This is a genomic window from Varibaculum cambriense (assembly GCF_032557235.1).
Taxonomy (GTDB): domain Bacteria; phylum Actinomycetota; class Actinomycetes; order Actinomycetales; family Actinomycetaceae; genus Varibaculum; species Varibaculum cambriense_C.
Window position 1 is genome coordinate 222045 of record NZ_JAWGMB010000001.1, and the last position, 20738, is coordinate 242782.

15 protein-coding genes and 2 tRNA genes are annotated in these 20738 nt (G+C 50.1%); 12 read left to right on the top strand and 5 right to left on the bottom strand.

Annotation, left to right across the window (positions count from 1 at the left end; genetic code table 11):
- Positions 1–48: 48 nt before the first annotated feature.
- The 5 genes from E6072_RS00885 to E6072_RS00905 all read left to right on the top strand — a co-directional run bounded on the left by E6072_RS00885 (position 49) and on the right by E6072_RS00905 (position 7617).
- The gene (locus E6072_RS00885; RefSeq protein WP_024059571.1) at positions 49–1131 is read left to right on the top strand and encodes a cell wall metabolism sensor histidine kinase WalK; all 1083 of its coding nucleotides are present in this window, start codon (positions 49–51) and stop codon (positions 1129–1131) included.
- A 2-nt stretch (positions 1132–1133) separates the two neighbouring features.
- Complete coding sequence (locus tag E6072_RS00890; protein ID WP_238128260.1) at positions 1134–1817, top strand: response regulator transcription factor; 684 nt, start codon at positions 1134–1136, stop codon at positions 1815–1817.
- Positions 1818–2183: 366 nt separating this feature from the next.
- A complete protein-coding gene (gene gyrB, locus E6072_RS00895; RefSeq protein WP_024059569.1) occupies positions 2184–4208 on the top strand; it encodes a DNA topoisomerase (ATP-hydrolyzing) subunit B in 2025 nt (674 codons plus the stop codon).
- A gap of 14 nt (positions 4209–4222) precedes the next feature.
- A complete protein-coding gene (gene gyrA / locus E6072_RS00900; protein ID WP_316688775.1) occupies positions 4223–6892 on the top strand; it encodes a DNA gyrase subunit A in 2670 nt (889 codons plus the stop codon).
- A 14-nt stretch (positions 6893–6906) separates the two neighbouring features.
- Positions 6907–7617 (top strand): DUF3566 domain-containing protein, encoded by a 711-nt coding sequence (locus E6072_RS00905; protein ID WP_024059567.1) that lies wholly within the window; start codon positions 6907–6909, stop codon positions 7615–7617.
- Here E6072_RS00905 and E6072_RS00910 read toward each other — a convergent pair.
- Positions 7576–7737 (bottom strand): hypothetical protein, encoded by a 162-nt coding sequence (locus tag E6072_RS00910; protein WP_278619365.1) that lies wholly within the window; start codon positions 7735–7737, stop codon positions 7576–7578. The genes E6072_RS00905 and E6072_RS00910 overlap by 42 nt on opposite strands.
- 3 nt (positions 7738–7740) lie before the next feature.
- On the opposite strand from E6072_RS00910, the gene E6072_RS00915 reads away from it, so the two are divergent.
- The 4 genes from E6072_RS00915 to E6072_RS00930 all read left to right on the top strand — a co-directional run bounded on the left by E6072_RS00915 (position 7741) and on the right by E6072_RS00930 (position 10544).
- A tRNA-Ile gene (locus E6072_RS00915) sits at positions 7741–7814 on the top strand.
- A 166-nt stretch (positions 7815–7980) separates the two neighbouring features.
- A tRNA-Ala gene (locus tag E6072_RS00920) sits at positions 7981–8053 on the top strand.
- 444 nt (positions 8054–8497) lie between these two features.
- A complete protein-coding gene (locus E6072_RS00925) occupies positions 8498–9799 on the top strand; it encodes an RNA-binding domain-containing protein (RefSeq protein WP_278619364.1) in 1302 nt (433 codons plus the stop codon).
- A 79-nt stretch (positions 9800–9878) separates the two neighbouring features.
- Entirely contained in the window at positions 9879–10544 is a 666-nt protein-coding gene (locus E6072_RS00930) for a phosphoribulokinase (protein ID WP_316693142.1), read from the top strand.
- A 150-nt stretch (positions 10545–10694) separates the two neighbouring features.
- On the opposite strand, the gene E6072_RS00935 is transcribed toward E6072_RS00930, so the two are convergent.
- The 4 genes from E6072_RS00935 to E6072_RS00950 are packed head-to-tail and all read right to left on the bottom strand — an operon-like array spanning position 10695 to position 14680.
- Positions 10695–11474 carry an ABC transporter ATP-binding protein gene (locus tag E6072_RS00935; protein ID WP_278610065.1) on the bottom strand — a complete coding sequence of 260 codons (780 nt, stop codon included), beginning with the start codon at positions 11472–11474 and terminating at the stop codon, positions 10695–10697.
- Positions 11475–11478: 4 nt separating this feature from the next.
- The gene (locus tag E6072_RS00940) at positions 11479–12468 is read right to left on the bottom strand and encodes an ABC transporter substrate-binding protein (protein ID WP_316693145.1); all 990 of its coding nucleotides are present in this window, start codon (positions 12466–12468) and stop codon (positions 11479–11481) included.
- 14 nt (positions 12469–12482) lie between these two features.
- Positions 12483–13505, bottom strand: a complete 1023-nt coding sequence (locus E6072_RS00945; RefSeq protein WP_316693146.1) for an iron ABC transporter permease — start codon at positions 13503–13505, stop codon at positions 12483–12485.
- Positions 13499–14680, bottom strand: a complete 1182-nt coding sequence (locus E6072_RS00950) for a prolyl oligopeptidase family serine peptidase (protein ID WP_316693148.1) — start codon at positions 14678–14680, stop codon at positions 13499–13501. The genes E6072_RS00945 and E6072_RS00950 overlap by 7 nt, the downstream gene beginning before the upstream one ends.
- Before the next feature lie 355 nt (positions 14681–15035).
- Here E6072_RS00950 and E6072_RS00955 point away from each other — a divergent pair, with 355 nt between their 5' ends.
- Genes E6072_RS00955 through E6072_RS00965 form a run of 3 tightly spaced genes read left to right on the top strand, consistent with a single transcriptional unit; the run spans position 15036 to position 20718 of the window.
- Complete coding sequence (locus tag E6072_RS00955; RefSeq protein WP_316693150.1) at positions 15036–17216, top strand: YcaO-like family protein; 2181 nt, start codon at positions 15036–15038, stop codon at positions 17214–17216.
- A gap of 34 nt (positions 17217–17250) precedes the next feature.
- Positions 17251–18984, top strand: coding sequence for an ABC transporter ATP-binding protein/permease (locus E6072_RS00960; protein WP_278608953.1), 1734 nt, complete (start codon positions 17251–17253; stop codon positions 18982–18984).
- Positions 18985–18990: 6 nt separating this feature from the next.
- Positions 18991–20718: an ABC transporter ATP-binding protein gene (locus tag E6072_RS00965; RefSeq protein WP_316693153.1), complete on the top strand. Its 1728-nt coding sequence runs from the start codon at positions 18991–18993 to the stop codon at positions 20716–20718.
- Positions 20719–20738 lie beyond the last annotated feature (20 nt).

A 20738-nucleotide genomic window follows, 5' to 3' on the forward strand; every position in this document is an offset into this window, starting at 1 on the left:
AGTCTGCACAATTAGTCTCTCAGATATTGCCCCCTTAATATATGAATTATGGAAAGCCAAAGTGAGCAGCAGCATTGGGATGGCTCTGGCTGGAGAGTTGAAGATCTCTCTACGATCCTTGACGCCCTCCCGGAAGCCTCGGTGGTACTTAATCCCGATAATTCGTTTGCCTATAGCTCGCAATTGGCGCGTCTAATTCCTCTTTTCCACAATGGGAAAATCGAATATGAGCAGCTGCTAGAGCAGATTGATAAGGCTCGTGCTACAGGACGAATCGTAGAAAAAGAATACGATCTGGTGCATCCAGATGCCGCCGTTCCCTGGTCAGTTAGAGTGCGGGTGGCTCCCATATCTTTGCGGCACACCCTGGTGTTACTAGAGGATCGCACCCGCGTCCTCCAAGCTGATGCTACCCGGCGTGAATTCGTAGTTAACGCTTCCCATGAACTAAAAACCCCGGTGGGAGCGATTTCCTTGCTGGCGGAAACGATCCACGACAATGCCGATGATGTGCAGGCAGTGGAAACTTTTTCAACTCAGCTAGTTAAAGAATCGCGTCGACTCACCAAACTGGTGTACGAAATTATTTCCTTAGCGCGCTTGCAAGATGGGCGTTTGCCCTCTAAACCGCGTTCCATGTTGGCAATCGAAGCTATTAACGATGCTCTCGACCAGGTGACTACCGCCGCGGAAGACGCAAATATTACAGTGAATACCCATTTCCCGCAGGGAGAAGATATTTTGGTCTATGCCGATTTGGAACTGCTGACTTCCGCCCTGCAAAACCTGTTGGAAAACGCGATTCGATATTCCGATTCCGGAGGTCAGGTAGATATCACCTTACGAGAAAACGACAATGTGGTTATCGAAGTTGCTGATAATGGGATCGGGATTTCTGAGGAAGACCAAAAACGAATTTTTGAACGCTTTTACCGGGTAGATCCCGCTCGTTCTCGTTCTACTGGCGGAACCGGGTTGGGGCTCTCGATTGTCAAACACGTGGTTTCGGATCTTAATGGCTCCATCCACGTGAACTCTAAACCAGGCGAGGGCGCTACTTTCACCATCACTTTGCCACGCCACTTCCCGCAGACTACACAAACTGATCAAATAGCTCTGACAAAGGAATAGAAATGACCACCATATTAGTAGTGGAGGACGAGGAAGCCTACCGCAAACCTCTCGAGTATTCCCTCAAACGGGAAGGTTACGAAGTTATTGGGGTAGAAGACGGTGATCAGGCGCTTTCAGCGGTGAAAGGCAACAGTATAGATCTAATTTTGCTAGATTTGATGCTCCCGGGAATCCCCGGTACGGAAGTTTGCCGCCAGGTACGCGAGAACTACGACACCCCCATCATTATGGTTACCGCGAAAGATGATGTGGTCGATGTGGTTATCGGTTTGGAGCTGGGCGCGGACGACTATGTAACTAAGCCCTATCGATTCCGCGAACTTTTGGCTCGAATTACTGCGGTACTGCGCCGTACCCAAGAGCTACCGGAACTAGGCAACGTTTTAGAGGTCGGCCCGGTAACCATGGATGTTGACCGCCACGAAGTGCGGGTACATGGCGAACTTAAAGAGCTACCGCTACGCGAATTTGAACTGCTGGAATATTTCTTACGCAACCCCGAAAGGGTACTTACTCGCGGACAGGTTATGGATCGGGTGTGGGGCGAAAACTGGTTCGGTGACCCCAAGACCCTAGACGTACATGTTAAACGACTGCGTTCTAAGATTGAGGACGACCCGCACTCACCGAAGATTATCGTGACGGTGCGCGGGCTCGGCTACCGGATCATGGATCCGAAATAGTACCTATTTAGTTTTGGAACTTTGCGGATTTGTTCTGCGAGTTTCACCCGCTTTTTCCAATCGTTATCCGCGTTTTCCCCAAGCGGTACCCCGGTATTTTTCTACAATGCCGGACTAATGCCCATCCCTGTCCGTCTCCCTTGCACGCCCTCGGAAAAAATTTGCGCCTGACGCACCGAAAGTAAAAAAGTGACTTTCCCCCGAAAAGTGGGGTGAGGCCGTAAAATGTGGGTTCTTGAGGCTTTCACGGTACAATAGAGCTAGTGAGCGCCGGATTTTCGGCGTGAATGCCCTGGGGCAGACGGTGCCCAACGGCTGGAAATATCCGGCTCGGGGCCAGCGAACTAGATCAAGGAGATCCAGCAGGTGGCTGATCTGGGTGACCAACAAGTCCAGCACGAATACGGCGCGGACGACATCACAGTTTTAGAGGGGCTAGAGGCAGTACGTAAGCGTCCCGGCATGTATATCGGTTCAACCGGGGAGCGCGGTCTGCACCACTTGGTGTACGAGGTAGTCGATAACTCGGTTGATGAAGCCTTGGCCGGCTATTGTGACCATATTGAGGTCGCCCTTCAGGCCGATGGCGGGGTGCGGGTTAGTGATAACGGCCGCGGAATCCCGGTAGATATGCATCCCACCGAAAAACGCCCCACGGTCGAAGTGGTAATGACTATTCTGCATGCGGGCGGCAAGTTCGGTTCGGGCGGTTACGCAGTCTCCGGCGGTCTGCACGGGGTTGGCGTATCAGTAGTAAACGCGCTTTCAACCCGGATGGATACCGTGGTGAAACGGCAAGGCTACGCCTGGCGGCAGTCTTTCGGTAACGGGGGGCATCCCCTCACCGAATTACAACGCGGCGAAGAAACCGAAGAAACCGGCACGCAACAAACTTTCTACCCAGACCCGGAAATCTTTGAGACCACTACTTTTAGTTTCGAGATTTTGCGGCAACGCTTCCAGCAGATGGCCTTCCTGAACAAGGGGCTACGCATCACCCTAACCGATGAACGCCCCGAGGCTACCGATGCTGGCGATCTGGTTACTGGCGATGTGCAAGGCACCGCGGATGATCCGGTTCCCGGTTTCCGCCAAGTTTCGTTTATGTACGAGAATGGTCTGCGCGACTATGTAGAGTTCATCAACCACTCCAAGAAATCTGAGGTTATCAACCCTGACATCATTGATTTTGAGTCGGTTAATGAAGACGCCTCGATCAGTCTAGAAATCGCCTTGCAATGGACCACCGCTTATTCCGAGTCCGTGCATACTTACGCGAACACTATTAACACCACCGAGGGCGGCACCCACGAGGAAGGTTTCCGCTCCGCCCTCACCAGCTTGATGAATAAATATGCCCGCGATAAAGGCATCCTCAAAGACAAAGATCAAAACCTAACCGGTGATGATATTCGCGAAGGTTTAACCGCTGTAATCTCGGTGAAACTAACCGAGCCCCAGTTCGAGGGGCAGACGAAAACCAAACTGGGAAACACCGAGGCACGTACTTTCGTCCAGCAGCAGGTTTATTCCAAACTGGGTGACTGGTTAGACGCCCATCCCATGGACGCGAAAGCGATTCTGGTTAAAGCACAGCAGGCGGCCACCGCGCGGGTAGCAGCGCGTAAAGCCCGGGAAGCAACCCGGCGCAAATCCGCCCTCGAATCCGTCTCAATGCCCGGTAAGCTGCGGGATTGTTCTTCCCGCGATGCCTCCCAATGCGAAATCTACATTGTAGAGGGCGACTCGGCAGGTGGTTCGGCCGTGCAGGGGCGCGACCCGGCTCACCAGGCCATTTTGCCGATCCGCGGCAAAATCCTCAACGTAGAAAAAGCGCGGCTAGATCGCGCCCTCTCCAGTCAAGAAATTCAGTCTTTGATTACTGCTTTCGGTACCGGCATTGGGGAAGACTTCGATATCTCCAAGCTGCGCTATAACGCCATCGTGATTATGGCAGACGCGGACGTGGACGGTCAGCATATCGCTACTTTGCTGCTGACTTTGCTGTTCCGCTATATGCGTCCCCTGATTGAAAAAGGGCACGTGTTTATCGCTTGCCCTCCGCTTTACCGCTTGAAATGGTCAAATGCTCCCCACCAGTTTGTGTTCTCCGATCGCCAACGCGACGAATATTTAGAGGACGGCAAAGCTGATGGTAAACGCCTTCCGAAAGAGGGCGGGGTGCAGCGTTATAAGGGGCTCGGAGAAATGAATCCCCAGGAACTGTGGGAAACCACTATGAACCCCGAAGACCGGATGCTTAAACAGGTGACCTTATCCGAGGCGGCCAGCGCCGATGAAGTTTTCTCGATGCTGATGGGTGAGGACGTCGAGTCGCGGCGAGCTTTCATTCAACGCAATGCCACTGACGTACGATTCTTGGATATTTAAGGAACGGGCAAAACATGAGCGATATAGACAACCAGGATCAAAACCAGCAAGCAGACTCCCCCGAAAAGGCTCAGCACACCGGCGCAGCTTTCGGGGGTGGGGACAGCATTTCCTCAGACGCCCTCGAAAATAATAATTCCGGTCTCTTCCAGGCTAAAGGTCATATTAACCAGGTTGACCTAGAAACCGAGATGCAGCGCTCCTACCTGGATTATGCAATGAGCGTGATCGTAGGGCGCGCCCTGCCCGAGGTGCGGGATGGTTTGAAGCCGGTACACCGGCGGATTCTGTATGCCATGTATGACGGTGGATACCGTCCCAACGCTGGGTTTTCGAAATGTATGCGCGTAGTCGGTGACGTGATGGGACATTTCCACCCTCACGGTGACGCCGCAGTTTATGATGCTTTGGCGCGTCTAGTGCAGCCTTGGTCGATGCGTTACCCGATGGTGGCTGGTCAAGGTAACTTTGGGTCTCCCGGTAACCTGGGGCCAGCAGCTCCGCGTTATACGGAATGTAAAATGGCGCCTTTGTCGATGGAAATGGTGCGCGATATCGATGAAGACACTGTCGACTTTATGGACAACTATGATGGGCGCACCCAAGAACCCACGGTTTTGCCTTCCCGCCTGCCCTACCTGCTGCTTAACGGGTCAGAGGGGATCGCAGTGGGGATGGCTACCCGGATTCCGCCCCACAATATGCGGGAAGTTGCTGACGGGGTGCAATGGGCGCTAGCGCACCCGGAGGCTTCGCGTGAAGAACTAATGGAAGCCCTGATCGAGCGGATTAAAGGCCCGGATTTCCCCACGGGCGCCACTATTTTGGGACGGAAAGGGATTGAACAGGCATACCGTACCGGTCGCGGCTCCATTGTACAGCGGGCAATCGTAAACGTAGAGGAAATCAATTCCCGGGTTTGCCTGGTAGTTACCGAACTTCCCTACCAGGTCAATCCGGACAATCTGGCTGCTAAAATCGCCGGACTGGTGAAAGACGGGCAGATCGAGGGCATCGCAGATATCCGGGATGAATCCTCGGATCGCTCCGGACAGCGCCTGGTGATTGTGCTCAAGCGGGACGCGGTTCCTAAAGTGGTTCTAAATAACCTCTATAAACGCACCCAGTTACAAGATTCCTTCCCCGCCAATATGTTGGCGCTGGTAGATGGGGTTCCGCGGACGCTGTCTATCGATGGGTTTATCTCTAACTGGATTAATCACCAGCTAGAAGTAATCGTGCGCCGCACCAATTTCCGCCTCAAGCGCGCGCAGGATCGCCTCCATATTTTGCAAGGCTACCTGATGGCGCTGGACGCGCTGGATGCGGTGATTGCTACTATTCGCCAATCACCAACAGTTGATGAGGCACGCACCGCCCTTATGGAACTATTGGGGGTGGACGAAGTCCAAGCGGATGCCATCTTGGCTTTGCAGCTGCGCCGCCTGGCCGCCCTCGAACGGCAAAAGATTCTCGATGAACACACCGAGTTGGAGGCACGGGCAAAGGATCTACAAGATATCTTGGCTCGTCCGGAACGGCAGCGGGGCATTATTTCCACCGAGCTGGGCGAGATTGTCGATAAATACGGCGATGAGCGGCGTACTAAGATAATGCCGTTCGCCGGGGAAATGTCGATGGAAGATCTGATTGAGGAACAGGACGTGGTGGTCACTATTACCCGTTCGGGGTATGTCAAACGCACCCGCCTGGATCAATACCGCAGCCAAAAGCGAGGCGGCAAGGGCATTAAGGGTGCGCAGCTGCGCGAAGATGACGTGGTGGATCACTTCTTTACCACCACTACTCATCACTGGTTGGCGTTCTTTACCAATAAGGGCCGGGTTTATCGGGCGAAAGCTTACGAACTTCCCGAGGGAGGACGCGACTCTAAGGGGCAGCACGTAGCTAACCTCTTGGCGTTCCAGCCGGAAGAAAAAATCGCGCAGGTTTTGGCATTCAGTTCCTATGATGATGCCGAATATTTGGCGCTGGCTACCCGGTCGGGGCTGGTGAAAAAGACTCGTTTTACCGAATATGATTCCAATCGTACCGGGGGTTTGATTGCGATTAACCTGCGGGAAATGGAAGATGGTGCCCCTGACGAGGTAGTTTCTGCCGAACTGGTTAACGGTGACGATGAGCTATTGCTGGTTTCGCACCGGGGACAATCCCTGCGGTTCCTAGCTAGTGATGAAGCTTTGCGTCCTACTGGGCGCGCCACCTCCGGGGTGCGGGGAATGAAGTTCCGCGAAGGGGATCACCTGTTGGCGATGACAGTTATTCGCCCCGATAGTGACCTTTTGGTGGTGACCGAGGGTGGATACGCGAAACGTACTTCGGTAGAGGAATACCGGGTACAAGGTCGCGGCGGCCTCGGGATCAAGGTAGCGAACCTGGTGGCTGAGCGGGGCGGCCTAGTGGGCGCCTTGATTGTTAATGACGATGATGAAGTCATGGTGATTATGCATTCTGGTAAGGTGCAGCGCTCTCGCGTGGATGAGGTTCCTCGCACGGGACGTAACACCCAGGGAGTAATTTTCACTCGTCCGGCCCCGGGGGATGCGGTTTTGGCTGTGGCGTTAAATAATGAGAAATCAGAAGATGATGAATCGTCAGAGGCTACGGATGAGGATCTCGATCAAGAAGTGGCCGCGTTAGAAACCGAAACAACTGAGCTTTAGTGAGAGGCTGACCAATGACAACTGATGGCAAAGATCAAGATAAGGCTCGCTCAGAGCAAAGCGTTGATGATGTTTCGCGGGAGAGCGAAGCCTCTACTATTAGCGAAGATAATAGCGCCGACCAGTCTTCGCAGAATGAAATACCGCAAGCTGCTGACCCGCAAACTAATAGTGGGGACAGCCAGGTGAAAAAGGCCGGAAAATCGCCTCAGGCAGCGGGCAAAAAGACCGCTGGTAAGTCTGCTTCTAAGGGCGGTAGCAGTTCTGCAATCCCACAGGTTCCGGAAGTGTCTTCTTCTGCAGACAAGGCGGGACAGACCGAGGCCGCGGCTGCGTCCTCGGCAAAGAAGATTGGCGAATATCAGCCGCGTCAAATCTCGTTGGTGGTATCCCGGATTGATCCCTGGTCGGTGATGAAGGTGTCCTTCCTGTTATCGGTGGCGCTGGGGATCGCGATGGTGCTGGCAGGATTGTTGGTCTGGCTGCTGCTAAATTCGATGAGCGTGTTTAGTTCGGTGGAAAACTTTATTAACGATATTGATCCCACTGGTTCGATTGCGTCGATTATTGATTATTTGCGCTTGCCGCGGGTAATGGCGATGAGCACTATTATCGCAGTCTCGAACGTGATCTTAATGACCGCGTTTTCAACGGTGGGGGCGCTTATCTATAACTTGGTGACATCATTGGTTGGTGGGATCAGGCTGGCGCTGACCGACGAGTAGCAGCACCGTATTCTTCGCTGGCTGTGGGATCTCGAGGGCGGCGTGACGGAACGCACCTAGGACGGGTTTGAAAGCCAGGTTAGGAATGTTGTAATCTGCAATGGTGTTCGCGATGGACACGATGGGCCTATAGCTCAGTTGGTTAGAGCGCAGTCCTGATAAGACTGAGGTCGCTGGTTCGAGCCCAGCTAGGCCCACTGCAAGGGAAGTTTGTTCCAGCAATCGGCCAGGTAGGTAGATTTGAAAAAGACTTTCAAACTGTTGTTTATCGGGGTGTTTTTCGCCTGGCTGGTGAATGCGGCAAATGACCTTCGCAATGATCCGGGAGTATGGAAGTACCTGTAGGGGGTTTCCTGCTCTAAAGGGGCTATAGCGCAGCTGGTAGCGCATCTGCTTTGCAAGCAGAGGGTCGCGGGTTCGAGTCCCGCTAGCTCCACTAGTTTCAGGGGCTCGGCTTTTGCCGGGCCCCTGAAACTATAAGCTGAGGGATTCGAACCCGTGAGGGCTGGCGCGGTAGTGGTCGGTGCGGGGGCTAGGTTTTTCCTCCCGCCCAAGAATTCGGAAAACGTAGCGACGTTTTCCGAATTCTTATGCCCACCGCACCTGCTCGGATAAAACCTAGCCCCCGCACCTCGGGGTCAAAGTTCGTGAAAGCATGTGCAAACCCCTAAAACCCCTAGTCAGACCAAGAAAAACATCGATTTTGTACACATTTTTTAGGTATTAACCCTAATTTCATCGTTATATCATCGCGGGTACGCTTCCACTCAATATGGGTTCGTACCCTTTTTTGTTTTTTCTAATCACTACACGAATACAAAGCGACTAGAATGACTATTATAACTATAATGGTGATTAAGAAAACTACAGGAGGTGCCTTATGGCATTTAGTGAGAGCGAAACTATCGAACTCAAGTCTTCGGTTGTTGCAGATCTTTGTAAAGAGGTGATTGCCTTTGCTAACACCAAAGGCGGCACTCTTTACATTGGTGTTGAGGACAATGGTACGGTGATTGGTGTAGATAGTACCGACCGTGTTACCTCGCAAATTAATAACATGGTTCGGGATTCCATCAAACCTGATATTACGATGTTTGTCCACTACGAGACACAGGTGATAGATGATAAACAAATTATTGCCGTGACCGTTCAGGAGGGTACAGACCGTCCTTATTATCTGGGCAGCAAGGGATTAAAGCCCAGTGGCGTGTATGTCCGCAATGGTACATCTACAGATCCTGCCTCTGATACCGCCATCCGAAAAATGATTAAAGAAACCGATGGCGACAGTTTTGAAACCATGCGCTCTTTGGAACAGAATTTGTCATTCCAGGCAGCTGAAGCACAGTTTGCCAAGAGGAAGGTTCCCTATGATGCTGCTAAGATGCAGACTTTGGGAATGGTTTCCTCGGACGGCGTTTACTCCAATGTAGCGTTGCTTCTGTCCGAACAATGTCCGAATACCATCAAGGCTGCAACCTTTGCCGGTGTTGATCAGAGCACATTCCAAGATAGACGTGAGTTTACTGGTTCACTGTTTCAGCAGATGGAGGATTTGTATGCCTATCTCGATCTGCACAATCAAACCAAGGCCACATTTGAGGGACTATACCGAACTGATACCAGAGATTATCCAGAGGACGCTCTGAGAGAAACATTGATGAATTCTCTGGTGCATAGAGATTACTCTTTTAGTGCCAGCACCCTTGTCAGTATCTATGATGATCGAATCGAATTTGTATCCGTGGGCGGTTTGCCTGCCGGAATCACTTTGGATGACATTATGCTCGGACTCTCCGTTTGCAGAAATCCGAAATTAGCAGCTATCTTCTATCGCTTAAAGCTGATTGAAGCTTACGGAACCGGTATGCCCAAAATCATGAAAGCATACGCAGGCACAGGGTTAGAGCCTAAAATTGAAGTAACAAACAATGCTTTCAAAATTACACTTCCCAATAGAAATGCCGCTAAGACAATGGCTACCATGTCTAACGAACGCAAATCCAATGAAGAAAAAATTCTGGATCTGATTGACAAAAACGGCTATGTAGTACGTAGCGATGTGGATCAACTGTTGGATGTCAGCCAAACAACGGCCAGCCGTATTCTAAAACGCATGATTACAGACGGCTTGATCTATCAGGACGGAAGAGGCAGAAAAACAAAGTACAGAAAAGGTTAACCGTTTGCAACGAATGGCTCGTAACTCTTTCTATATCAGTAAAATCAAAGGAGTAAAATTCCTTTTAGGAGGGTTTTGAGTGAAGTTTTATGAATTTGGATGCCTGGAATATCTTGCGCGAGATCTATGCCACCAGTTGCGTCCCGGTCGCAGTATTGTCGGTATCGCTGGCGCTCCTGGTGCTGGAAAATCCACGTTAGCGCAGAAACTTGCTGATTATTTGACGGATGTTCTAAACATTCATAGTGCATATCTGCCTATGGATGGTTTTCATTTTTCAAATGAGGTATTGCGGCAAAAGCAGCTACTAGATCGCAAGGGCGCTCCGGAAACCTTTGATGTAAATGGATACCTTAATGTACTGCAACGGTTGCGGGAAATAGTAGACTACCCTCTTTTCGTCCCTACCTATTCCCGCAGGCTACACGAGCCGATTGCTGCTGCTATCGAAATAAAACCAGACACTCAGGTTATTGTTACTGAAGGGAACTATTTGGCCTTCCAAAATGGCGATTGGGCAAATGTTAAGAAAATGCTAGATATCCTATGGTATTTGGATACTGATGTTTCATTACTTAAAGATAGGCTCATTGAAAGGCAAATGGCTGCAGGATACTCCCGAAAGCGCGCGGTCAAATGGTTCAACGAAGTTGATTCACCCAATATCGATATCGTTGAAACAACCAAGCCCGAGTCCGATGCCCTCATCAGATTACTTTTCGATATTTCGGTAGAAAACAGCTAGTTTACTTCCAGCCGATTCCTCGCGGGCAGCGCGTTTTAATCCCAGCCTATCGCCCTTAAACCAACAATGAAGTCTTGCCCTTTGTAACTCTAACAGGCGTGTTTTCCTGGTTACAGTACACCGTTAGAGCCTGCGATATTAGCTCACCTGTCAGGTAGTGGATGGCAATGGTTTGAAAATAAATTGTTTGACGTTTCCGTCTTGGACTTCTTTGGCGCTTACGCCATAAACATCGTGGATGAGTTCAGGAGTGAGAATATCGTCCGGGACACCTTGAGTGTGTACCCGACCATTTTTAAGAATAATTGCCTGGTTGCAGTAGCGGGTTACCAGGTTAAGATCATGCAAGATTATGACAGCGGTGTCGCTAACATTCTTGATGATACTAAGAATTTGATGTTGGTATTTGATATCTAGATGATTTGTGGGTTCATCTAGCAGGATACATTTACATTGTTGGGCGAGGGCGCGGGCAATAAGAACCCGTTGACGCTCCCCACCGGAAAGCGTATCCACATAGCGCTCTTGCGCATAGCTCATACCAACAGCGGCAAGAGCCTCTTGACAGATTTTACGATCAGCTGCGCTATATCCTTGAATATCCTTACGATGCGGGGATCGTCCCAGAAGAACAATATCGAGTACGCGGGTTCTTTCCATGTCGTGCTCGAATTGGGAAACCACTGCGATACGTCGGGCAACTTGACCGGGGCGCATTTGGTCTAAAGGCTGCCCACTGAGGAGGATTCTCCCCTCCGATAGTTTTTGTGCAGCGAACATAGCCCTCATGAGGGTAGTTTTCCCGGAACCATTAGGGCCGGCGATACCTAAAATTTTACCTTGAGGTACCTCGAAGGAGACCCTGTCAAGAACTTTGGTGTCACCGAAATGGACGCTAGCTTTGTCTATCGTGAGGGGAGAATCATTCATCCGTTTACTTTCCTAGTTTCTTGAGCTGATCAGCCAGTTCAAATGTTCCATAAATCGCGGTGGGGGAAGCATAGGCTACTGCGGATTCCGCGTAGATAATGTTGCCATTTTTAACCGCTTTCATGTCCTTGAAGCCAGGAATCTTTTCAAGTCGTTGCATTGAACTTTCTTTGGTGGCACCCCCCATTCCGGTGAGCAAGATGATTACATCGGGGTCTGATTTAACAAATGCTTCTGGCGCAATGGGACCTTGGTGCGGATGATAGTTCGGGTCGATAGCACTAACAAGGTTAAGGGTCTTATTTATTTCCCCCATGACCCCTTTGTTTCCGTAACTAAATAGGTCGGCATCTTCTCCGTAGTAGTAGGCGTAGGAAACTTTGCGGTCTTTACCGATTTTCTCATTACTAATCTGCTCTAGCTTCTCTTTAAGTTCCTTGACGGTGGCATCCGCTTTTTCGGAGGTGCCCATGATCTTGCCTAGCTGAGCAATCTCCGCCAAAGTAGTATCGAACGATTCATCGGATTTTTGATCCGGATAGAAGTAGTTGCACTCGGTAGCATCTACAACGGCAGGGATTCCCTTTTCTGCTACAGCTCTCGGAGCGGTAGTTTCGGAACTGAATCCGCCACCATAAGCAAGATCAGGTTTCAGTTTCATGAGTGCTTCCATAGAAATGGATTCCGTTGACAGCACTTTGATTCCGTCTGCTTTTTTACCTATCCAGGAGGGTGGTTCTTCACCCCATTCATTGGCGCGACCAACAATGGATTTTTCTGCTCCGGCAGCAAATAGGTACGCCAAACCGGTAACTCCCATCGAAACAACTTTCTTAGGATGGGTAGTAAACTTCGTTTCCACCCCACAGTTCTTTACGGTAAGGGGTTCGTCAGCAGCAGCGTTAGAAGAATCCTTTGTCCCGGAGCAGCCAGTGAGGGCGGCGACCGCAAGGCATGCGCCCAACGCGCCAGCCACAATTCGTTTCTTGATCATTCTTTTCTTCCTTTCTATTTGGAATATTTCTTGATGAGAGCCATTAGCATAGGGGCTCCTACCAGGGCTGTTAGTATTCCGATAGGTAGTTCCGCTGGTCTGATAGCCACGCGGGTACAGGTGTCGGCAATGACGACAAGCAGTCCGCCTCCCAGGGCAGAGATAGGTAACGCAGCTCGAGTGGTCGAACCTGCCAGTTGTTTCGCAGCATGAGGAACGACTAGGCCCACGAATCCGATGGCACCGGTAAGGGAGACAAGCACCGCTATAGTGAGCGCCACTATGAGAAATAGGAGGTTTCGATAGAGGCGGGGACTAGTACCCAGTGAGATTGCGGCATCGTCTCCCAGGTTAAGGATGTCAACCCGTCTTCCCCAGATGGTGAAGCAAATTAATGCAATAGTTACCACGCTGCCTGCGATAATGACGTCATGCCAGGTGGCGTTAGATATTGATCCGAGCATCCAAAACATTACCGATTTGGTTCCAGCCGCGTTTTTAGCCATCAGAGTTATCAAGCTGGTTACTGCCGAGAAAAAGTAAGTTACCGCCATACCTGCAAAAATGATGCGTGTCGGAGTGATTTTTCCTCCGGCAGAAGCTAGCAGGGTAACGAGTAGGATGGAGGCTATTGCTCCCAGGAAGGCACCGAAAGTGATTCCCAATGCAGATAAGATATTGCTGGTTGTTCCGAAAACTATGACTGCTGCTGCGCCGGTGGAAGCCCCGGAGGAAATACCTAGAATATAGGGATCGCCCAACGGGTTGCGCAGTAACGACTGAGTTATCAGGCCGCATATACCCAAGCCGGCACCTACGATTGCTCCCAGAACAGCGCGGGGGAATCTGACCTCCCCAATAATCTGAGTATCAACATCAAGTGCAGCAGTTCTTCTCAGCGTGGCATTGATGCCCTCAAGTGCGGCCGATAGTGAAATATCAGTAGCTCCCACAATGACAGCCACTATCAACGAGCAAGCTAGCGTTATCGCTAAAACGATTGCCAGAATTAGGCGTTGCTTTCTATTCGTTAACATGGTGAACCTGTTGCTTCCGGTTTTGTTTCAGATGCTTTTTGGCTGAGATAGCTCCACAGTCTGCGTTCGTGGGCTATCCTCTCGCTGGGATCAAATGCCCCTTCATGTCCGCCTTTGCTGGAATAACGCCAGTACGTTACTTCCCCTCCCAAATTTTTCACCCGTTCGACTAGGGAATCTGCATGAGAAATAGTGGTGACTGCATCGTGACAGTAACCAATAATGAGCCAAGATGTGGTGCTTAAACTTCGGGGTGTGGCTTCACAGGCTAGGGGATCTTCTTCTTTCATAAAGTTATCCCAATCAGAGGTTTGAGGATCCCCGTACTCGTCTAACCATTGACGACCTAAGGTTGTTTCCGGCAGGTCTTTAGTGCTGCTGATCGGGACGCGGCATATTACTTGGGATACGAGTTCTGGGTGGGAGATAGTGGTAATCGCTGCCAGCAATGCTCCATGAGACATACCGTGTACAAATGTAGTCTCGGGGGTACAAATATCTTGACGATGCAATTCACGAATAGAGGAGGCTATATCCTCCCTGACTTTGCGTCTTCCTGCTTTAACCCCGGCTTGATGCCAAGCTTTCCCGAATTCAGCGCCTCCTCGGGAGTGAATAACGGCAACGCTGTAACCAAGGGTTAACCATTTTGAATAAATGTCTGGACTATAGAAACTGTGATTGTTCCTCCCGAATCCCCCGTAAATGAATACGATTGTCGGCTGTTTTTCCGCTAACGTTCCGAAGCAGTCTATAGGGATTCGGGTTCCGTCCTCACTATGAGCCCAAATTTGTCTGCAGGTAAATGTGTTGGCGTTTTCGGAGGTGTCATTCTTGGCGAAAGTTAGTTCTCCAGTTTTCCGATCAAGGCGGTAAAGGCGGGGAGCATTAATAAAGGAGGAGCCTTGTAAATAAAGCTCCTGGTCGAGTACTTTTATCGGTTTAATGTGTTGTCCTAGAGGGAATGATTTTCCAGATTTGTGGGTGATGACATCAAAAGTTTTGGTGTCATAAACCAGAGTTTCGCAAGCATCTTGGTAACCGCCATATACCGGGTTAGATCCAGAGGTTTTCCACTGTGGGTAGAAGACACTGCCTTCGGGTAACCGGATCTCACCACGCACTTTGATAATGTTTTCGCACTTAGGCGGGGATAGTTGCGATATCTGGTTCACCTAACCTCCTTCATTTGTTCCGTAGTTTTATTTCCCTCTTGTGTAAAAGAAGAAACCATGTAAACTTTGTTTAGGTTAGCATAACCTAAGTAACAAGTTAAAGGCTAGCCTCTGAAGTTGCTATCGCTTGAAAGGAGGGGAAATGAACACACTCGAAATCGTAGAGATTGAGGAAGTGAACACCGATCAAATCACTGTTCCTCACTGCCATCACGGTGCCACGCAGCAGAGCTTTGCATGGAGGTAAGTAGATAGGCATCGGGTAAAAGATAGTGCTAAGACGCACTTTACCCAATATTTCATATAGGTAAGAGGATCAGGGGTTATGTGGAAGATTTGTGCGCAAGTAAGGCCTTTGGATACGAATAGATGCGTTCTTACATGTGCAGATGGTCGTGATCTGGTGCTCTCAACGGATGTCAATAGTATCGTGCGCGTCTTAGATGCGGCGCAGGATGTCCAGTCCACTCACCCTTTGGGCACTCCGTTGAAAAAAGCATTAGAAAAACACAGCTGTTTTATCAACACGCAGGACCTAGTCTCCCCGACCCCTGATCCTCAATCTATCGCCGATGCAGAGGTAATTGTCTGCGGCGATCCCACAATTGCGCGTTTAATAACTTCAGAGCTCCAAAAGATTGATGTCACGGCGCGCTTGTCTTCCCAGTCAGTTCGCGAATGTGCATACCAAGTCTTCAATCGCGGCGCCCTGGTGGTGTGTCGCGGAGATGATCCTGCTCCCGTATTTGCGCAAACTATTGAAGACAATCTCGGACTGAATATTTCAGTGATCACGGTGGACCACACCCCCGACCAACTATTGGTTGGCCCAGCAGTACTTAAAGGGCAAGGTGCAACTTATAGCGACAGTCTTGCTCGTCTCGGTGGAAATGCAGTCAATAGTGAAGTATTTCAAGCAAAAATGGGTAGCCCCGTATGGGGAAGTTTCTTACCGCGCTTAGGTGCAGCCACAAATATGGGGCACAAAGCAGCGGAATTAATTAAAGCTATTACTCGCAATGAAATCGATAACCAGAAATCAACCCCCCTTGACACTATTTGGGCAATTTCCATGGACGGGGAGCTCGAAGTTCACGCGGTGCTTCCCACGAATTTTATGATGGGCCCTCAGCCTAAATCCCCGATTCACCCTCCCACCTTTGTGGTTGATAAATGCTATGGAATCGTAAAAGAGCTCACTCGGGTACATCACAGTGCCTATATGCCGCCTACGTTGCATACTACCCAGGCGCGAACGTGTGATTTACGCAGAACATCAACTTATATCAACACTGTATTTTGCCAAGGCTCAACGTTAATCCCCAATGAGGTTGGAGAAGAAGAAAAAGAAGCGCAGATCCACGACACTGAACTAGCGGCTATTGGTGAATCGGTCGAGCGTTATTGCTCTAACCTAATCGATCTCAAACCGGTATTACATGGTTCTTATCGGGAATTAACGAGAAAAGGATACCCGCTTCTTTATCCGGAAGAACTGGTGCTATTCTCTGCAAACCAATACCAGCACCCCGGATTTCCTTTTGTACCTTTGACGCCTGAACTGCCCGTAGGGTGGGTGGAAGGTACCTATTATGAGGATGAAGAGCCAGTTTTCGTTCCTGCCTCCTTGGTGTATGTCAACTGGTATACCAACCAGTATCGGCAAGAACCGAAAGTTAACTTTCCGGCGTTTGCTGGAGTAGCTGCAGGAACCAGCAGTGAACAGGCGATATTGTCGGGTATCAGTGAAATTATTGAGCGGCATGCCACCATGGTGTGGTGGTTGAATGCCCAGCCGCTTCCGCACCTGGAATTACCGCAGAAATATTTAGATCTTTTTAGCGGGACGAAAGAGCCACTCCGCCCCGCTTTGATCAATCTAGACAACACTTTCAATATTCCGGTTCTAGCCGGGGTAGTTCACAATGATGTCTCTAAACTGGTACACGTTGGTTTTTCTTGTCGTTCGAGCGTTGAACAAGGCGCTTTAAAAGCTTGGAGTGAAGCGCTCACCTTACAAGAGGGAGCTCACGACCTCGCAAACCCCGAAGGGGCACATTGGACAGCAATCCGTAAAGGTCTACTTCCTGGACGTTCATATAAGAAATGGCGCCGTGACCGCCGCTATCTGGATGACTTCCGTGAGGATCTCAAAGATGTAGATGACCTACTAATTCAGCAAGAGGTCTTTCTAGATCCTCGCGCGGTAGACAGAGTGAAACCACTGTTGGATATACCAGCAACCCGCAGTATTTCATCTGTGTCACAGCTGAAAGATAGCCAACTAGCTAGTTATATAGAGCGTATCCACGCCCGGGGTATGCGGGTAATTACCGTTGATATCACCTCTCGCGATGTCGCTTCTTGCGGACTGCATGTGATCCGCACATTAATTCCCGGCACGATAGGCAATACTCCTGCCGCATTTCCCTACCTGGGGCGCAATATGGTGGCAGAGGAAGCAGTACGGTTAGGATGGGTGGATTCGCCAAGACCTGAAGGTAGCATGAACCCCTTCCCAATGCCGCACGCGTAGAACCGATACCGTTGTTGAGAAAGGAAAGGCGATTGTGTTCGCAAAGCAGCGTTTAGTTATGCGCGCCGCCGGAGTCTCCGTGTGGCTGCTGGCCCCCGCCATGATGTTGGGTGTCCTGGTGTCTTGCTTATATATTGCAACCGCGGTGTGCAACGCCATGCTTTTCAATGAGCTATTGAGCTCTCGCCGGGTCTCCACGGTGGTGGGACTAATCATAGCTATTGCCGGTTTGCTCTTAATCCGTCCGTTACTTGAGGTCAGGGGACAGCTTCTACAAAATCGAGCGGGACTAGTGGTGAAAAGCCGCTTACGGCAGGCGCTTCTAGAGCAACTAGATGCGCGCGGACCTATGCGGGGAGGACTGGGGCGTTCTGGACAAATACAGTCGGTTCTCACTGATGGGGTTGAGGCGATCGAACCCTATTTCGTCAAGTATTTCACCCAACTGGCGGTCACTGCTCTAACCGCGATTGGTTTAACAATTGCTATTGCCAGCATTTCTCCCCTGATTGCGGGAGTTCTTTTAGTCTGTGGAGTCGCGATTATTGCTATTCCCCGATTATGGGATAGAGCTCTTGCTGATCGCGGACAATCGCATTGGGTAGCGTACGAAAATCTCAATGCCGATTTCGTGGATTCTATGATGGGAATGTCCACTTTGAAATCTTTTGGGGCGGCTAAAGATCATGGCACCCAATTAGAAAAACAGTCCAGCCAGCTGCTCAAAACTACTATGGGGCAGCTACGGCTTTCATTGGGAGAAACTGGCCTATCAGGAATGATGAAAGTGCTCGGTCCCGCCCTCGGGCTAGTGATCGCAATTTCTTTGATTTCTTCCGAGGCGATGCCAATCAGCTCGCTATTTGTGGTTACGCTGCTAGCTATCGAACTTTTCCGCCCATTTACCGCCCTATCGGCATGTTGGCATGAAGCATTCTTTGGTATTTCCGCGCTGCCGGCTATGAGCGAGTTATTTGAACAGGAGCAAACTTCTGCCGCTACCCGCAAATCTCCGCAAAACATGCCTCACAGTAACGAAGTATCTTTCGTGGATATCTCCTACACTTATCCGGGAGCTGCCGAGCCGGCTCTTGAGCAAGTCACTTTCGGAGCACCTGCAGGTAAAACAACCGCTCTGGTGGGGCTGTCAGGTTCCGGGAAATCCACCGCGCTCGGGTTATTAATGGGTTTCGATCACCCTGATAGTGGAAGTATCACAGTGGGAGGGGTTTCAGCGGACAGTTTGGATATCGCCCGTACCGTCACGCTGGTTCCGCAAGACCCGATTATTTTTCCGGGAACTATAAGGTCAATTTTGGCCGAAGCTAATCCCAAAGCGGATGAAGTGGAGATGATGACGGCTCTAAAGCTAGCCTGTGCCACAAACCTGCATCCCGATAACAATCCTGATTCTGGTGACAATATTCTTGATTTAGAAATTGAAGAACATGCTCAGAATCTTTCGGGAGGACAAAAACAACGACTGGCAATCGCTCGGGCTCTGGTTCGCAAATGCCCGCTCCTCGTACTCGATGAATCTACTTCTGGTCTGGACACCCAAACAGAAACAACGGTTCTGGCGAATATTCGCAAGACGTACCCGAATCTCACTTTATTGCTGGTTACTCACCGTATTGACGCTGCTGAGCAAACAGATCATGTAGTGGTAATGGGACATGGGAAAGTGCTTTGTAGCGGGAATCCCTGTACGTTAAGCCAGGAAGATAATGCCTGGTCAAGATTGATTAGTGCACAGATGGGAGCCTAGTCGACTATGACCTTAGTTTTCAGTAATTTCCTTGCACTGATGAAGCGGCTACGCGAATGTCTTCCCCTTTTCGTAGCCGCCACTATTGTGACTGCGCTTGCCCAAATTAGTGTTGTTGGGGTTGCGGTCAGTTCAGTATGGATATCTACGCAATTCATATTAAACCGTACGAATAATCTGAACCTGCTGTTCGTTATGATGTTTACCCTGGTGGTCGTGCATGCCGTGAGTACCCTCTTTGAGGTTTGGTGGTCACATGAAGTTGCTTACCGGATTCTACATACCTTGCGGGTGCACATTTATAACGCTATCGAGCGAATCGCACCCTTAGGGTTGCAAGGGAAACGTACCGGTGATGTGGCATCGGCTGCTATGAATGATGCGGAACAGCTGGAATGGTTTTATGCGCATACGGCCTCTACTGCCATCTGTGCCATTCTCACTCCAACTTTATTCACCGGTGTGCTGGTGAGTTTTATTGGTCCGATTGGACTGATAATGCTGCTACCAACTGCAGCTATGATTGCATTCCCTTTCGCCCTTATGTCCATACAACGCCGGCAAGGTAAAAAATTACGTTATCAACTAGCCCAGTTGCGTATTGCAGTTCTGGATTCTATTCAAGGGCAAAGGGAACTGCGGTCATTGGGGATGGTGGATAAACAAAATGCGCAGATCTTGGATTTAACACGAAAAGTGCAGGTAACTAAGAATTCGCAAACGATAAGAAAAGCCTGGGAATCAGCTTTTTCTACGATTGCAACCACAGTCGGATCCACGATTTTGCTAGTCATTCTAACTGGGTGGGTGCTGACCGGACATTTAGATTCAGCTTTGTTACCAGTTGCGGTGGTGCTAGCGGGTCTAGTGCCAACCCCCGCGACAACGTTAGTGGGCATGCTGGGGAGAGTAGGAGAAATTGGGGCGTGCGCACACCGGATTAATACCATTCTTAACGCTAAGGATCCCATCCCCTCCATCCCCGAAACCAATCATGCCGAATACGAGGCAGAAACAAACCATTTAGTTAGTGATGATACGGTTTTTTCCTATCAGGCAGGTAAGCCAGTTATTAACCAAGTTAACTTAACCGCAACTCCTAAACGCTCAATCGCCATTGTCGGAAAATCAGGGGCGGGGAAAACTACCCTAGCCAATCTGGCTATGCGTTATCTTGATCCTCAGGAAGGCGAACTGCGTTTCGATGGGAGAAATCTTCGCTCCTATCAACCAAACCAATATCGCGAAAGACTGGCTCTTGTTCCCCAGGACTGCCATATTTTTGCCGGAACTGTGCGAGACAATCTTGTTTTAGCTAATCGGCAGGCCTGTGATGATGATATTTGGGCAGCTCTTGCCGAAGCTGATATCAGTGAGCTGATTACTTCTTTAGGAGGATTAGACGCGAAAGTCGGGGATCGGGGAACCACGCTCTCGGGTGGGGAACGTCAACGTATCGGGATTGCTCGTGCTTTTCTTCGGCGTCCCGACATGCTTATCCTCGATGAGCCGCTCGCTAATATTGACCCGTTCCTCGAAGCCTCCATTGCCAAAAATATTCGTAACGCGAGGGCTGACCGTACTACTATCGTCATTGCCCATCGGTTGGCTTCTATTCGTATCGCGGACCATGTCGTAGTTCTTGATGGTGGGCGCGTGGTCGCGGAAGGGACTCATCAGGAGCTTAAAGATCAGCCAATTTATAGAACGCTTTTAGGGCAACAGATAGCTTAGTTACCGCATAAATCAGTAAA

What these genes read in the sequence shown, in the direction of transcription:
- E6072_RS00885 (WP_024059571.1), top strand. Translation starts at nt 49, where the DNA reads ATGGAAAGCCAAAGTGAGCAGCAGCATTGGGATGGCTCTGGCTGGAGA.
- E6072_RS00890 (WP_238128260.1), top strand. Translation starts at nt 1,134, where the DNA reads ATGACCACCATATTAGTAGTGGAGGACGAGGAAGCCTACCGCAAACCT.
- gyrA (WP_316688775.1), top strand. Translation starts at nt 4,223, where the DNA reads ATGAGCGATATAGACAACCAGGATCAAAACCAGCAAGCAGACTCCCCC.
- E6072_RS00905 (WP_024059567.1), top strand. Translation starts at nt 6,907, where the DNA reads ATGACAACTGATGGCAAAGATCAAGATAAGGCTCGCTCAGAGCAAAGC.
- E6072_RS00925 (WP_278619364.1), top strand. Translation starts at nt 8,498, where the DNA reads ATGGCATTTAGTGAGAGCGAAACTATCGAACTCAAGTCTTCGGTTGTT.
- E6072_RS00935 (WP_278610065.1), bottom strand. Translation starts at nt 11,474, where the DNA reads ATGAATGATTCTCCCCTCACGATAGACAAAGCTAGCGTCCATTTCGGT.
- E6072_RS00940 (WP_316693145.1), bottom strand. Translation starts at nt 12,468, where the DNA reads ATGATCAAGAAACGAATTGTGGCTGGCGCGTTGGGCGCATGCCTTGCG.
- E6072_RS00945 (WP_316693146.1), bottom strand. Translation starts at nt 13,505, where the DNA reads ATGTTAACGAATAGAAAGCAACGCCTAATTCTGGCAATCGTTTTAGCG.
- E6072_RS00965 (WP_316693153.1), top strand. Translation starts at nt 18,991, where the DNA reads ATGACCTTAGTTTTCAGTAATTTCCTTGCACTGATGAAGCGGCTACGC.